This is a genomic window from Micromonospora echinospora, assembly GCF_900091495.1.
GTDB classification, from domain to species: domain Bacteria; phylum Actinomycetota; class Actinomycetes; order Mycobacteriales; family Micromonosporaceae; genus Micromonospora; species Micromonospora echinospora.
On record NZ_LT607413.1, the window covers coordinates 1,497,347 to 1,510,589 of the forward strand.

Consider the following 13,243-nt stretch of genomic DNA (forward strand, 5'->3'; position numbering starts at 1 on the left):
CCAAAACCCCGCAAAACCGTACAATTTGCGGGGTGAGACGGTCCCATTCGACGGACCTCGGGCCCGGTGGGACCCCCTGCCCGACGTAGGCTCCTAGGTGTTGAGCGGAGCGGGTCGCATCGGTTTCCCGAAGGGCCCGCCCCAGCAGTGCGTCCAAGGAGGTCAGGTGGCCGGGCAAGGCGAGGCCAGCATCAGGTTCGGCCGCCCGGGCGACCGGACCGCGCGAAACGAGGTGCAGGCGTGACCAAGCAGATCCGCCAACTCGACCGGGTGGTCATCCGGTTCGCCGGTGACTCCGGTGACGGCATGCAACTCACCGGCGACCGGTTCACCTCGGAGACGGCCCAGCTCGGCAACGACATCTCCACGTTGCCGAACTTCCCCGCCGAGATCCGGGCCCCCGCCGGCACCCTGCCCGGGGTGTCCAGCTTCCAGGTGCACTTCGCCGACTACGACATCCTCACCCCGGGTGACGCGCCGAACGTGCTGGTCGCGATGAACCCCGCCGCCCTCAAGGCCAACCTGCACGACCTGCCCCGGGGCGCGGACATCATCGTCAACACCGACGAGTTCACCAAGCGCAACCTGGCCAAGGTCGGCTACCAGGCCAACCCGCTGGAGGACGACACCCTGGCCGGCTGGGTGGTGCACCCGGTCGCGCTCACCTCGATGACGGTCGGCGCGCTCGCCGACCAGGCGGTCTCGAAGAAGGACGCCGAGCGGGCCAAGAACATGTTCGCCCTCGGCCTGCTCTCCTGGATGTACTCCCGGCCATACGACTCCACGCTGCGGTTCCTGGAGCGCAAGTTCGCCAAGCGGCCCGAGCTGGTCGCCGCGAACATCGCCGCCTTCAAGGCCGGCTGGAACTTCGGCGAGACCACCGACTCCTTCTCCGTGCGGTACGAAGTCAAGCCGGCGAAGATGCAGCCCGGCACCTACCGCAACATCACCGGCAACGCCGCCCTCTCGCTGGGGCTGGTCGCCGCCGGGGTCCGCTCGGGGCTGCCGGTCTTCCTCGGGGCCTACCCGATCACCCCGGCCTCGGACATCCTGCACGAGCTGAGCAAGCACAAGCGCTTCGGCGTGGTCACCATGCAGGCCGAGGACGAGATCGCGGCGGTGGGCGCGGCGCTCGGCGCGTCGTACGGCGGCGCGCTCGGCATCACCACCACCAGCGGTCCGGGCGTCGCGCTCAAGAGCGAGACGATCTCCCTCGCGGTGGCGCTGGAGCTGCCCCTGGTCATCGTCGACGTGCAGCGGGCCGGCCCGTCCACCGGCATGCCCACCAAGACCGAGCAGGCCGACCTGAACATGGCCCTATACGGCCGGCACGGCGAAGCCCCGGTCGCGGTGATCGCCCCGAAGTCGCCCTCGGACTGCTTCCACGCGGCCATCGAGGCCGCCCGGATCGCGCTGACCTACCGCACCCCGGTGCTGCTGCTCTCCGACAACTACGTCGCCAACGGCTCCGAGCCGTGGCTGCTGCCCGAGGTGGACTCCCTGCCCGACCTGCGGGTCGAGTTCGCCACCGAACCCAACGGCGAGGACGGCAAGAGCTTCCTGCCGTACCTGCGCGACCCGGAGACCCTGGCCCGCCCCTGGGCGATCCCGGGCACCCCCGGGCTGGAGCACCGCATCGGTGGCCTGGAGAAGGCCGACAAAACCGGCGACATCTCCTACGACCCGACCAACCACGACTTCATGGTCCGCACCCGGGCCGCCCGCATCGAGACCATCCCGGTGCCGGACGTCGAGGTGGAGGACCCGGACGGCGACGCCCGGGTGCTGGTGCTCGGCTGGGGCTCGACGTACGGGCCGATCGGCGCGGCCTGCCGGGGACTGCGGCAGCGCGGGCTCTCCGTCGCCCAGGCGCACCTGCGGCACCTCGCCCCGATGCCGGCGAACCTCGGCACGGTGCTGCGCTCCTACGACCGCGTGGTCATCCCCGAGATGAACCTGGGCCAGCTCGCCCAGGTGATCCGGGGCCGCTACCTGGTCGACGCGATCGCGTACAACCAGGTCCGGGGCCTGCCGTTCACCGCCGCGGAGCTGGAGACGATGCTGGAAGAGGTCCTGAAGAATGTCTGAGCCCGTCGCTCTCAAGCTCACCGCCAAGGACTTCAAGTCCGACCAGGAGGTGCGCTGGTGCCCCGGCTGCGGTGACTACGCGATCCTCGCCGCCGTGCAGCAGTTCATGCCGGAACTGAAGATCCCGCGCGAGAAAACGGTCTTCATCTCCGGCATCGGTTGTTCCTCGCGCTTCCCGTACTACATGAACACCTACGGGATGCACTCGATCCACGGCCGGGCCCCGGCGATCGCCACCGGGCTGTCGGTCAGCCGGCCCGACCTGTCGGTCTGGGTGGTCACCGGCGACGGCGACGCCCTCTCCATCGGCGGCAACCACCTCATCCACGCGCTGCGCCGCAACGTCAACCTCAAGATCCTGCTCTTCAACAACAAGATCTACGGGCTGACCAAGGGGCAGTACTCCCCCACCTCCGAGGTCGGCAAGGTCACCAAGTCGACCCCGGCCGGCTCGGCGGACGCGCCGTTCAACCCGATCTCGCTGGCTCTCGGCGCGGAGGCGAGCTTCGTCGGCCGCACCATCGACTCCGACCGCAAGCACCTCCAGTCGGTGCTGCGGGCCGCCGCCGAGCATGAGGGCTCGGCGTTCGTCGAGATCTACCAGAACTGCAACATCTTCAACGACGGCGCGTTCGACCAGCTCAAGGAGCCGGGCACCCGCGACGACTACCTGATCCGGCTGGAGCACGGGCAGCCGATCACGTTCGGGGCGGACGGCCGGTTCTGCGTGGTGCACCCGCCGGGCGGCTTCGGCCTGGAGGTGCGGGAGACCGCGTCCACCCCGGCCGAGCAGATCGTCGTGCACGACGCCACGGTCGCCGACCCGGCGTACGCCTTCGCGCTGTCCCGGCTGCCCGGGGCGGACCTGCGGAACACCCCGATCGGCGTGTTCCGCTCGGTGGACCGGCCGTCCTACGACAGCGTGGTGCAGGGGCAGCTCGCCGAGGCGAAGGCCAAGGTCACCGAAACGCCGGAGCAGCAGCTCGCCGGTCTCCTCGCCAGCGGAGACACCTGGACGATCCTCTGACCCGACCCGCCACCACCGGCGGCAGAACAAGGACCGGGGCCCGCAACCGATCGGTTGCGGGCCCCGGCCGTTCCACCTGCCCGGTCAGAAGACCCGTTTGAAGGAGTCCCAGCCGCTGCCGATCAGCTTGGCCCCGCCGGCGCGAAGGGCGCCGTCGGTGTCGTACCGGTACAGCTCGCCGTTCGGCCGCGACTGCCGCCGACGACGAGCACCCTCGGGGTCCGGGACCGGTCAGGGCGCGGCGGTCGCCTGAGGACGATCGTCGCGTACGTGCACCAGCATGTCGCCGGTCTCGATGACCGCGCCGGCCTTGTCGGCCAGGGTGACCACCTTGCCCCGACGTACCAGGGCGATGACCAACGATTCCAACTCGCGGGGGGATCGGCCCACCTCGGAACGCTCGGCGGAGCGCATCGCCAGAGCCATTCCCTGGCCGGGAGTGAGCAGGTCCTCCACCACGTCGATCAGCGGCGGGGCCGAGGTGGAGAGACCCAGCAGCCGGCCGGCGGTGGCCGAGGAGACGATCACGTGGTGGGCGCCGCTCTGCTTGAGCAACGGCGCGTTCTCCGCCTCCCGCACCGCCGCGATGATCCGGACCTGCCCGGCGGTGAGCTGCCGGACGGTCAACGCCACCAGCACGGACGCGTCGTCGCTGTCGGTCGCGATGATCACCGCCTTGGCGCTGCGGACATGCGCCTCGTTCAGGACGGTCGACCGGGTGGCGGAGCCCTCGATGGCGACCAGCCCGGCCGAGGTGGCCTGCCGGATCGCCGCGCCACTGCGCTCCACGACGACGATCCGGGACTTGTCCAGCCCGTTCTCGAGCAGGGCGGAGATCGCGCTGCGGCCCTTGGTGCCGTAGCCGCAGATGATGACGTGATCCTTCACGGTTCTCCCCCAGCGGCTCAGCCGACGGCCGGTCCGGTACTGCTCGGTCAGGACTTCAAGGGTGGTGCCGACCAGGATGATCAGGAAGAGCACCCGGGCCGGCGTGACGAAGAGGACGTTGGTCAGCCGGGCCGAGTCCGAGGCCGGCGTGATGTCGCCGTAGCCCGTGGTGGAGAGCGAGACCACCGCGTAGTAGAAGCAGTCGAGGAGGGTCAGGCCGTCCTCGTTGACGTCGCGGTAGCCCGCGCGGTCCAGGTAGACCACGCCGACCACGGCGCAGACCAGGGCGACGGCGGCGGCCAGCCGCAGGCTGAGCGCGCTGAGCGGCCCCCGCCGCTGCGCGGGAAAATGAATCACCGTCGGGCCCGCCCCGCCTCCGCTACCGCCTGCACGTGCACAACATAGCCGGTACGCAGAAGGTCGGCCGGGCAGGTGACGACGTACCCACCCGTCACCGCCCGACGCCGCACCGCCCGGGCCCAGCGGACCCGGCGGGCTCGGCAGGCCCGGCGGGCTCGGCCAGGGGCGACCGAGGCCGGCCGGGTCACCGCAACCGGCGGAAACCGGCACAATGAGCAGAGTCGGATACCGCCCACCGACGAGGAGGCCGGGATGTCGTTGCTACGACGGGTGATCGGTGGAGTCCTGCGCCGGCTCCGCGTCCGGCAGGGCCGCACCCTGCGCGAGGTCGCCGAGGTGGCCGGCGTCTCGGTGCCCTACCTCTCAGAGGTCGAGCGGGGACGCAAAGAGGCCTCGTCGGAGGTGCTCGCGGCGATCTGCCGGGCCCTCGGCATCCGCCTCTCCGACCTGCTCGAGGAGGCGCGCGACGACCTGCGCCGGGTGGAGCCCCGGACCCCGGTCACGCCGCCCCGGGTTCCGACGGGCCGCCGGCTGCCGACCGGCCCTCGTCCCGTCCCGACCGGCCCCCGCCCCGCCCCGGCCGCCCGGCCGACGGCGGGCGGATCCACCTGCCCGACGAGCCGGGTCCCGAACGCCCGGGCGGCGGTCGGCCGCCGTCCCGCCGTGACCACCGGACGCGGGGCCGGCGCCCCCGCGCGGGCCACCCGGGCCGTCCGGAGCGGTGTCGGCCAGCACCGCGTCCTGCTCGCCGTCGGCCCCTCGCCCCGCTGCTGACCGGCTTCTGCCCTCGGCAGATTCGCCGCCGGCAGAAACCCTCGTCCGATGGATCGTCCCGCCCGCACGCTTGACGGGCCGGTCCACCGGGTGGTGCGCGCCGCCCGCCGGCAGTTACGCGGGGAGGTCGACGGTGACGATCGGATACACGGTGCGCATGTTGGAGGTCAACCAGCCGTCCTTCGGTGACCAGGTCTTCGAGCGGCTGCTGCGGGAGCGGATCGTCTTCCTCGGCACCGAGGTGACCGAGGCGTCCGCCAACCAGGTCTGCGCACAGATCCTGCTGCTCGCCGCCGAGGACGCCGAGCGGGACATCTTCCTCTACATCAACTCACCGGGCGGCTCGGTCAGTGCCGGTCTGGCCATCTACGACACGATGCGCTACGTCAGGAACGACGTGGCCACCCTGGCGCTCGGCTTCGCCGGCTCGATGGGGCAGTTCCTGCTCTGCACCGGGGCGGCCGGCAAGCGGTTCGCCCTCCCCCACTCGCGGATCATGATGCACCAGCCCTCCGGCGGCTTCGGCGGCACGGCCGCCGACATCACCATCCAGGCCGAGAACATGCTGCACGTCAAGCGCACCATGCAGGAGTTGATCGCCCAGCACAGCGGCCACTCCCTAGCTGACATCACCCGCGACTCGGACCGGGACCGATGGTTCACCGCCGAGCAGGCCCGGGAGTACGGGCTGATCGACCAGGTGCTGGAGAACGCCGGACAGCTCCCCGTGAACTGACCGGTTCCCCGCCGGCCGGCACGGGGCAGCCGGCGGGAACCGGTCCCACCGTCGCCGCCGCCCTCCACCGCGAGGGTGGCGGCGCTCTGCGCTCCAGGGTTCGACCCGCACGAAGCGACGCCCCACCGTCGGTGACGCGACGGTCACCTTGCGCTGTACGACTTCATGAGCATCTCGCGTAACGCAAGGAGTTGAACCGAAATTTTCTTAGTCCGTTTCATCGGACTGTCGCCTACCCGACAGTGAAAATTCGACCCTTGTGCTAGTTGCGCGGCGGGAGGATGCTCTAACGGTCGAACGGCGCAGCGCCGCCCAAAAGAGGCGGCGCCCGGCTGGCACCGGACGCCGCATTCGACTCGACCGCACGCAACGGAAGGAGTCGTGTTGACTGTAGCCCCTCAAGGGCCAGACATCGAGACGCCGGATTCCGAGGACGAGCCCGCGACCGACCACGACGGACGGCACCGGCTCATCCTGGCGTACATCAAGGCGCTCGGCCCCATCATCGCCGCGATCGTCGCCAGCATCGGGACGTTGGTGGGCGTCCTGGCCCGCTGACCAGCAGGCCCCGCGTCCCCGGGACGCGGGGCCGTCCCGATGCCTCCGAACGGCACCGCCCGCCCCGGCGGGCAGGGTTCCCGGTGCCGACCGCCCCGGCGGGGAGGGTTCCCGGCACCGCCCGGGAACCCTCCGATCGGCCGGACGCCTACCGGGGCGCTCCCACGGCGGAGGGCAGCAGGTCCACGTCGGCGCGGTCCACGAACATGATCCGGTGACCGAACTGGATCTGCACATACTGCTTCTCACCCCGGATCACCGTCCAGTCGCCCGGGGTCGAGCCGTCGAAGGTGGACGACCGGTAGTACTCGCTGGGCAGCACGTTGCCGACGGCGTACCGCTGACCGGCGGAGAGGGTGTACTGGAGCGGCGAGATCGTCTGGTACGGCACGCCGGCCGGGTAGGCCGCCTCCTCCGGGTACGCCCGCCCGTAGACCGGGATCGTCGCCTTCCCCGGCTTGGGCGTGGCGACCAGGCCGACGGTCCACTTCCCGGTCGGCGCGTCGGCCGGGTTGTGGAACCACGCCTTCTGGCCGAGGTACCAGATCGCCGTCCAGTCACCCTGCCGGTCCGCGACCGCGTACGTCTGGCCGGTCGACGCCCGCGCGCCGTAGTCGGAGATGTGCATGGTGTTCGGCGTGCCGTCCGGACGCAGGGCGATGTCGTTCACCAGCGGTGCGTCCTGGCTGGGAGCGTTGCGCAGGATCACTGCGGAGGATCCGCGTGACGGGCACGGCACCCCGGCGGTGACACAACCGGTGAAGGCCGGCCGGTTGGTGGCGAAGTCCGGCTCGATCCGGACCAGGCCGGTCCGGTGCGTCCCGGTGTTGATCTCCGGTGCCTTCATCAGCTCGAAGTAGTGGTCCCAGTCCCAGTACGGCCCCGGATCCCAGTGCATGCCGCGCACGTTCGCCGCGACCGTGCCGGGGACGTTGTCGTGGCCGATGATGTGGTTCCGGTCCATCGGGATGCCGAGCCGCGTGGCCAGGTGCCGCACCAGCTTCGCCGAGGTCCGGTACATCGCCTCGGTGTACCAGGTGCCCTGGGCGGCGAAGCCCTCGTGCTCCAGACCGATGGCCTTGGCGTTGACGTACCAGTTGCCGGCGTGCCAGGCGACGTCCTTGCTCTTCACGTGCTGGGCGATGTGCCCGTCGACCGAGCGCAGCGTGTAGTTCCAGCTCACGTAGGTCGGGTCCTGCACCATCCGCACCGTGCCCGCGTAGCTGCCCTCGGTGTCGTGGATGACGATGTACTCGATCTTCTGCCGGCCGGGCCGGTCCGAGCGGTCGTGGTTGCCGTAGTCGCCGCCACCCAGCTCCTGGTACGGGGCCGGGATCCACTCGCAGGAAATGTCGTCCGGGCACTCCAGGCCGTCCGGGCGGGCCAGCTTGCGCAGCCCGAGCTTGTCCAGCCAGGACGTCGCCGGGACCAGGTCCGCGTGCGGGGCCAGGGTGACCCGCTGACCGTCGTCGGTGGTCCGGTCCGCACCCTCGCGGATCGTCCGGTACACCTCGTTGGCGAAGGCCGCCGCCGCGTCCGCGCTGTCCGCGCCGGCATAGCGGGCCACCGCGCCGTACCAGGCGGCCGGGTCGCTCGCGCTCCCGGTCGGACCGGCCAGTTCCCGCTGATACGACGCGAGCAGCGCCGCCCCGCCCCGGATGTTGGCGGTCGGCTCGCCACGCAGCGCCTGCTCACTGCTGCCGGTGAGGACGGCGGCGGCGTCGAGGGTCTGCAACGACCCGGCCGGCGGTGCGTCCCCGCCCGAGTCGACCTTGCGTGCCGGACGCGAGTCGTCGCCGCGTGGGTCCTCGTCGTCGTCGTGGTGGTTGCCCCCCGGCAGGGACACCACGTACGCGGCGTCGGTCAGGTGCATGGGGCCGTAGCCGCCACTGGTGCTGGGCGTGCCGGCGTTGGTGTCCCACCGGGACTGCAGGTAGGAGACGCCGAGCAGCACGCTCTCCGGTACGCCGTACTCCGCCGCCGCGGCGGCGTACTGCTGCTGCCGGCTGCCGGACGGGTCGGCGGCGGCCGGGGTGGTGGTGAGGGGGACGATCGCCGTGGCAGCGGCCACGACGGCCGCGAGCAGGATGCGTCTGCTCGTCGGGGACGTCACGCTGGGCATCGGGCCTCCCGATCGTATTGATGGCTCCGAGGCCCACCCTTACCCGACGATCGGCTGAGGTCAATACCCTTCGGTGCGTCGCCTCCTAACGAAAGAAAGCTTCAGCGGTACGGCCGGACGGCCATCAGCCCTTGCGTCGGCACCGGTCACGGCGGCTCCGCAGCAAGGACTCCGGCCTACAAGCCACTGGCCGGGCGCACGGCGGCAGCTGCGATCATCCACGCATGCCCCTGTCGGCCAGCCAGCTTCTGACCAAAGCCCTTCACCTGCTCGATCGCGGCGACATCGAGGGAGGGGAGACCCTGCTACGCCAGGCAGCCGGGTCATCCGCCGAGACGGCCGACAGCGTGACGGCGGTGACCGCCCTGTGCTGCCTGGGTGAGCTGCTGGTCCAGCAGGGCCGGCGGACGGAGGCCGTCGAGACGCTCCGGTCCTGTCTCGCCGTGCCGCTGCCAGACGACCTCGCGGAGGTGTGCGCCGCCGAACGGGCGACGGCACGGCAACATCTCGCCGACCTTGCCTGACCGCCGACGTCAAGTTACCCGTGGCGGAGCTGCGTATGCTGCCCTCCAGCAACGGCAACGCTTCTCGCCAGTGCACGCCAAGCCCCCATTACCCGCCGGCCACCTGCGACCCAGCCGTGGGCCGTCGCCAACGGGGGCCGGAACGACATACTGATCGTCGGTCCAGCCGCGCGCTAGCGAAGAGGGTAGGTCATAGCGGTGCGCCAGAAGAAAGCTCTGCCGCTACGTCACACCAGGGCGTACCGCCTCCTCGTATGGGCTTTTCGCTGCCATCCGGTTGCCCTGGTGCTGGGCGGGCTGACGATGACGTCGACGCTTGTTGACGTTCCGGCCTTGACAGCCGCGCTGGCCGGCTGCACGGTGGCCGTCATGCTTCCCGGCGTGGTTCTCGCGCTCACCGGCATGATCATGTTGTATGCAGGTGGGCTGATGCCGCAGGACCTGACCCGTCGGCAGGCGATGGCAGGCATGCTGTGGCGAGACGTGGTGAAACCTCTAACGCGGCCCTGATCACTCCGAGCCAGCCACGACTCGTCACTCCGCCTGCGCCGTCGACGGCCGGGACGCCGAGGTCGCCCGACACCTCGACGTGAGCCGGGCGAAGGTGGTCGGACAGGCGGCGAACGGAAGCCCTGGGAACCGGATCAGTAATCGGTGGTAAAGGCTGTGGCCTGGTGCCCCCGGCAGGATTCGAACCTGCGACACACGGTTTAGGAAGTGTGGACACAGGCGAAAGTCGCTCGGCAACAGCCTGGCTTGACCTGCGTCACGCTGCCGGCAGCCACGCCCTGGAGCTAACCGCCGTTGACCGCCGTCGCCCATCCCAACGGGCACGCAACGGGCACGCAACGGGCACGTGCCGAGCCGGTCACCCGGGTCCTCCAGGTCGCCGGCTCTGCTCCTAGCTCTCGTACAGCGGCGGGCCTACTCGGTCTGCTGCTTGCGCCGCCTCGTCCAGCCAAGCAGCGATGCCGCGAGCTTCATTGGGATTGAGCAGGATCGTCGCGACACCGGACTGGTCCTGCGGCACCACTTGGAAGAAGCCCCCGGGCACGCGGATCGTAAGCGTCACGGCTCCACACACCTGGTCACCGCGTGGCATAGCGGCGGCTCGGACCGATGCCGTGCTGCCGGAGAGGACGCCATCGGCGTTCTCCCACACCGTCTGTGGCTGGGTAGTCATCGGCGCATTATATGTTCGCGTCTATCGGCGTTGCCCCGTTGCCTGAAGCCCATCTCTGTCGAAGATCCCCGCCGGAGGCATCGGTTTTGGCTACCTGGCGCAGTCCGCAACATCGGGCCGGCGCGCCGGCCGATGCCGGCGCTTGCGCCGCCAGCAGGCCGAGCGCGGCCGGCCTGCGGGCCGCTTGCGGGCCGCCTTGATTCTTGAGAGGTCAATTCGGCAACAGGTCACAGGAAGCGTTCCGAGGCGACCAGCCCGGCATCAGACAACACCGCCTCAGCCTCGTCTGTCTGCTGAAACTGCTCGGCAAACGCTACCTATCGAGGACAACTTGTCCCGGCTGGGACAAGTGATGTATCGCCGGGACATGGGCAAGCGCCAGCGTCGACGTGAGCGGCAGACACCCCCGGACGCGTCCGAGACGCCGATCTCCGCAGAGGGCCGCTCGTTCACCGCTGGGCGATACCGCTACGACCTGCTTCCAGCGCCAGACCTGCCCGAGCACGAACGTGCAGCGGCCGTAGGCAAGATTGCGGGTTTGGGGCTGAGCGTCGTCGGCTGCTTCGGGAGTTGGAGCAGGTTGATGAGGTGCTACGTCCCCGCGTCCAGCACGCGGTAGCCGTCGGGGTGCCCTACCGGCGCATCGCAGAGCTGACCGGCTACTCCCGCTCAGCGATCAGCCGCTGGGGCCCGCCAGCCAACGGTAGTCACGAGTTGACTGCCACATAGAGAAGTGGGGCCACGGTCCGCTGCAACGGACGTGACCCCGTGACCGATTCGAAGGAGTCCAAGCCATGTCGGATCAGCCATCCACCATTCTGGTCGAGACCGAGGAGGGTTGGCAGACCTGGTTGGTATGTACCGCCTGCTCAGGTCACGGCGGACGCAACGAGTGGGTGTTCGTGTCGCTGGGGACGACGACCGAGGTCAACGCTCGAGTCCCCTATGGAACGTGCAGGGCTATGGGCGGTCGTCGCCCTTGACGTCTCGGACCGGGTCGATCTGCGGGCCGTCCTCGGTGGTGGCCGGTGACTGCTAGCATGACCCGACACGTCCCCGCCCCGGAAACCGGGAACTGGCGGTGCCGTCGACGGCCGAGACGCTGAGGTCGCCCAGCACCTGGACGTGAGCCGGTCGAAGGTCGCCAAGCGATCGGGCACGCAGCGGACACGCAAGCCCCGGAAGCCGGAGCAATGATCGGTGATCAAGGCTGTGAGCTGGTGCCCCCGGCAGGATTCGAACCTGCGACACACGGTTTAGGAAACCGATGCTCTATCCCCTGAGCTACGAGGGCGCGAGTGCCCAGTCTAGCGACCAGCGGGTTCACCTGGGGTGGCAGGGAGTGGCCCCCGTTCGCCCACGTCACCCGGACCCCTGTTCGCCCAGCCCAGGACCACACCCCGAGCACACGAATCCCCGTTTGCGACCGACGGCACCCTGGGGTGATGCGTGTGGGCACGGGCTGACCCGGGTTGGCATCCGCTGGAGAGCACACACCGCGCACATCAGGCGAGATCTGGCGTGTCGCCCTTAGAGGCCGGTTCGTTAGGTTAGGTCCGTTTCGGGGTGAGGGTGAACACTCCGGGTTGGTTCTCGGTCAGGACGTGATGCTTGACCATGCGTTTGAGCTTCGCGCGGGCGCTCTCGACGTGTTTCGGGATGGGGTCGACGCCGAGGGCGAGGCAGATGTCCTTGGCCCGCATGCCGGTGGTCGTGGTGTCGAGGACCGTCAGGATCTGCTGGTAGGGGGCGCTGGCTATCGTCGGGTCATCGGCGGTGAACTCGGCGGCGGTGAGGATGCGCAGCGTGGTGCGGGTGACCTTCAGGTCAGCCAGCTCGCCCTCGATGCGGGCGAGGTCGGCGGTGAGGGCGGTGATCTGCTCGCGTAGCCGGTCGGCGGCCTGATCGGCGGTGGCTTCGCGTGCGGTGATCAGGTCGAGGATTACGGCGAGGTTCACCGGTGTCGCCAGGACGGTGTGCTGGTGCCGGTCAGCCGGCGCACGATGGTGACCATCGACGCCCACAACGTTCGTGACACGGCCGATTCCGGGCGGCTCTCGTACTCGCGCACGAGCCGGCGGTGCAGCATCAACGTGCCGTAGGTCTGCTCGACGATCCACCGCTTGCGTACTGGCACGAACCCGGGTCGGGTGTCGGATCGTTTGACGACCTCGACGTCGACCCCGAGGACGGCGCCGTGCAGCGCGAGGTCCTGCTTGAACCCGGCGTCGACCCACGCCCGGGTGACCGTCGGGGCGCGCTCGACGACTGTGTCGAGCAGTCGGATGCCGATGGCGTTGTCGGTGACCGAGGCGGCGGTCACCACGACCGCGATGACCAGACCGAGGGTGTCCACGGCCAGGGCGCGCTTGCGGCCGGACACCTTCTTGCCGGCGTCCTTGCCGGTCGTGGCGGCCGGGACATGGTTCGCCGCCCGGACCGACTGGCTGTCCAACACGACCGCGGTCGGATCCTCGGTCCGGCCGGCCTTCTCCCTGGCCTGGCAGCGCAGCAGATCATGGATCGCCTGGTCGGTGCCGTCGTCCCGCCACAGGGCGAAGTAGTAGTAGGTCGCGGACTTCGGCGGCAGGTCGTGCGGCAGGTACGCCCACTGACAGCCGGTCCGGTTCTGGTAGAGGATCGCGTTCACGATCTCCCGCAGGTCGTAGTCACCCTGATGCCCCGACACCGAGACCCGCTTGGCCTTCCACGCCCGCAGGAACGGCCCGATCAACGCCCACTGCGCGTCGGTGACATCGCTGGGGTACGGCTTCCGATCACCCATGAACGGCCTAACGCCACTACCGCCCGACGGTCACGACCAGGATTCACATTCCCCGACATCGAGAGACCGCTATCCGTGGCGAACCCGCTGAAGGACCCTCAACCGGACGCAAAGCATAGATCAAATCAAAAGCCCTCGAACCGGCCTCTTACACCGACTCGCGAGCCGCAGGCCGGCAGGAACGGGCCTTGGCGACAA

General features: G+C 69.8%; 12 protein-coding genes and 1 tRNA gene. 7 read left to right on the top strand and 6 right to left on the bottom strand.

Annotation, left to right across the window (positions count from 1 at the left end; genetic code table 11):
- Positions 1 to 240 precede the first annotated feature (240 nt).
- On the top strand, positions 241 to 2,088 hold the full coding sequence (locus GA0070618_RS06685) for a 2-oxoacid:acceptor oxidoreductase subunit alpha (protein WP_088980862.1): 1,848 nt from the start codon (positions 241 to 243) through the stop codon (positions 2,086 to 2,088).
- Complete coding sequence (locus GA0070618_RS06690; RefSeq protein ID WP_088980863.1) at positions 2,081 to 3,115, top strand: 2-oxoacid:ferredoxin oxidoreductase subunit beta; 1,035 nt, start codon at positions 2,081 to 2,083, stop codon at positions 3,113 to 3,115. The genes GA0070618_RS06685 and GA0070618_RS06690 overlap by 8 nt, the downstream gene beginning before the upstream one ends.
- A 231-nt stretch (positions 3,116 to 3,346) precedes the next feature.
- Here GA0070618_RS06690 and GA0070618_RS06695 read toward each other — a convergent pair whose 3' ends face one another.
- A complete protein-coding gene (locus GA0070618_RS06695) occupies positions 3,347 to 4,360 on the bottom strand; it encodes a potassium channel family protein (protein WP_088980864.1) in 1,014 nt (337 codons plus the stop codon).
- A gap of 255 nt (positions 4,361 to 4,615) precedes the next feature.
- Between GA0070618_RS06695 and GA0070618_RS34565 the strand changes: the two genes are divergently transcribed.
- The 3 genes from GA0070618_RS34565 to GA0070618_RS33925 all read left to right on the top strand — a co-directional run bounded on the left by GA0070618_RS34565 (position 4,616) and on the right by GA0070618_RS33925 (position 6,431).
- Positions 4,616 to 5,137: a helix-turn-helix domain-containing protein gene (locus tag GA0070618_RS34565; protein WP_231931633.1), complete on the top strand. Its 522-nt coding sequence runs from the start codon at positions 4,616 to 4,618 to the stop codon at positions 5,135 to 5,137.
- Positions 5,138 to 5,294: 157 nt separating this feature from the next.
- Positions 5,295 to 5,873 (top strand): ATP-dependent Clp protease proteolytic subunit, encoded by a 579-nt coding sequence (locus tag GA0070618_RS06705; protein WP_088980865.1) that lies wholly within the window; start codon positions 5,295 to 5,297, stop codon positions 5,871 to 5,873.
- 384 nt (positions 5,874 to 6,257) lie between these two features.
- Positions 6,258 to 6,431, top strand: a complete 174-nt coding sequence (locus GA0070618_RS33925; RefSeq protein WP_170107938.1) for a hypothetical protein — start codon at positions 6,258 to 6,260, stop codon at positions 6,429 to 6,431.
- 148 nt (positions 6,432 to 6,579) lie between these two features.
- Here GA0070618_RS33925 and GA0070618_RS06710 read toward each other — a convergent pair whose 3' ends face one another.
- The gene (locus GA0070618_RS06710; protein WP_088980866.1) at positions 6,580 to 8,553 is read right to left on the bottom strand and encodes an N-acetylmuramoyl-L-alanine amidase; all 1,974 of its coding nucleotides are present in this window, start codon (positions 8,551 to 8,553) and stop codon (positions 6,580 to 6,582) included.
- A 224-nt stretch (positions 8,554 to 8,777) separates the two neighbouring features.
- On the opposite strand from GA0070618_RS06710, the gene GA0070618_RS06715 reads away from it, so the two are divergent.
- Complete coding sequence (locus GA0070618_RS06715; RefSeq protein ID WP_088980867.1) at positions 8,778 to 9,077, top strand: hypothetical protein; 300 nt, start codon at positions 8,778 to 8,780, stop codon at positions 9,075 to 9,077.
- 198 nt (positions 9,078 to 9,275) lie between these two features.
- A complete protein-coding gene (locus GA0070618_RS06720; RefSeq protein ID WP_143740507.1) occupies positions 9,276 to 9,587 on the top strand; it encodes a hypothetical protein in 312 nt (103 codons plus the stop codon).
- 391 nt (positions 9,588 to 9,978) lie between these two features.
- Here the strand turns inward: GA0070618_RS06720 and GA0070618_RS06725 are convergent, their stop codons facing one another.
- The 4 genes from GA0070618_RS06725 to GA0070618_RS06740 all read right to left on the bottom strand — a co-directional run bounded on the left by GA0070618_RS06725 (position 9,979) and on the right by GA0070618_RS06740 (position 13,045).
- Positions 9,979 to 10,260 carry a hypothetical protein gene (locus GA0070618_RS06725; protein WP_088980869.1) on the bottom strand — a complete coding sequence of 94 codons (282 nt, stop codon included), beginning with the start codon at positions 10,258 to 10,260 and terminating at the stop codon, positions 9,979 to 9,981.
- 1,218 nt (positions 10,261 to 11,478) lie between these two features.
- Positions 11,479 to 11,554 (bottom strand) — tRNA-Arg (locus GA0070618_RS06730).
- A 256-nt stretch (positions 11,555 to 11,810) separates the two neighbouring features.
- Positions 11,811 to 12,218 carry a hypothetical protein gene (locus GA0070618_RS06735; protein WP_088980870.1) on the bottom strand — a complete coding sequence of 136 codons (408 nt, stop codon included), beginning with the start codon at positions 12,216 to 12,218 and terminating at the stop codon, positions 11,811 to 11,813.
- Positions 12,215 to 13,045, bottom strand: a complete 831-nt coding sequence (locus GA0070618_RS06740; RefSeq protein ID WP_088980871.1) for an IS5 family transposase — start codon at positions 13,043 to 13,045, stop codon at positions 12,215 to 12,217. The genes GA0070618_RS06735 and GA0070618_RS06740 overlap by 4 nt, the downstream gene beginning before the upstream one ends.
- Positions 13,046 to 13,243: the final 198 nt, after the last annotated feature.

Bases quoted from the DNA above. Each gene is read 5' to 3' on its own strand.
- GA0070618_RS06690 (WP_088980863.1), top strand. From the start codon at position 2,081: ATGTCTGAGCCCGTCGCTCTCAAGCTCACCGCCAAGGACTTCAAGTCC.
- GA0070618_RS34565 (WP_231931633.1), top strand. From the start codon at position 4,616: ATGTCGTTGCTACGACGGGTGATCGGTGGAGTCCTGCGCCGGCTCCGC.
- GA0070618_RS06705 (WP_088980865.1), top strand. From the start codon at position 5,295: ATGTTGGAGGTCAACCAGCCGTCCTTCGGTGACCAGGTCTTCGAGCGG.
- GA0070618_RS06710 (WP_088980866.1), bottom strand. From the start codon at position 8,553: ATGCCCAGCGTGACGTCCCCGACGAGCAGACGCATCCTGCTCGCGGCC.
- GA0070618_RS06715 (WP_088980867.1), top strand. From the start codon at position 8,778: ATGCCCCTGTCGGCCAGCCAGCTTCTGACCAAAGCCCTTCACCTGCTC.
- GA0070618_RS06725 (WP_088980869.1), bottom strand. From the start codon at position 10,260: ATGACTACCCAGCCACAGACGGTGTGGGAGAACGCCGATGGCGTCCTC.
- GA0070618_RS06740 (WP_088980871.1), bottom strand. From the start codon at position 13,045: ATGGGTGATCGGAAGCCGTACCCCAGCGATGTCACCGACGCGCAGTGG.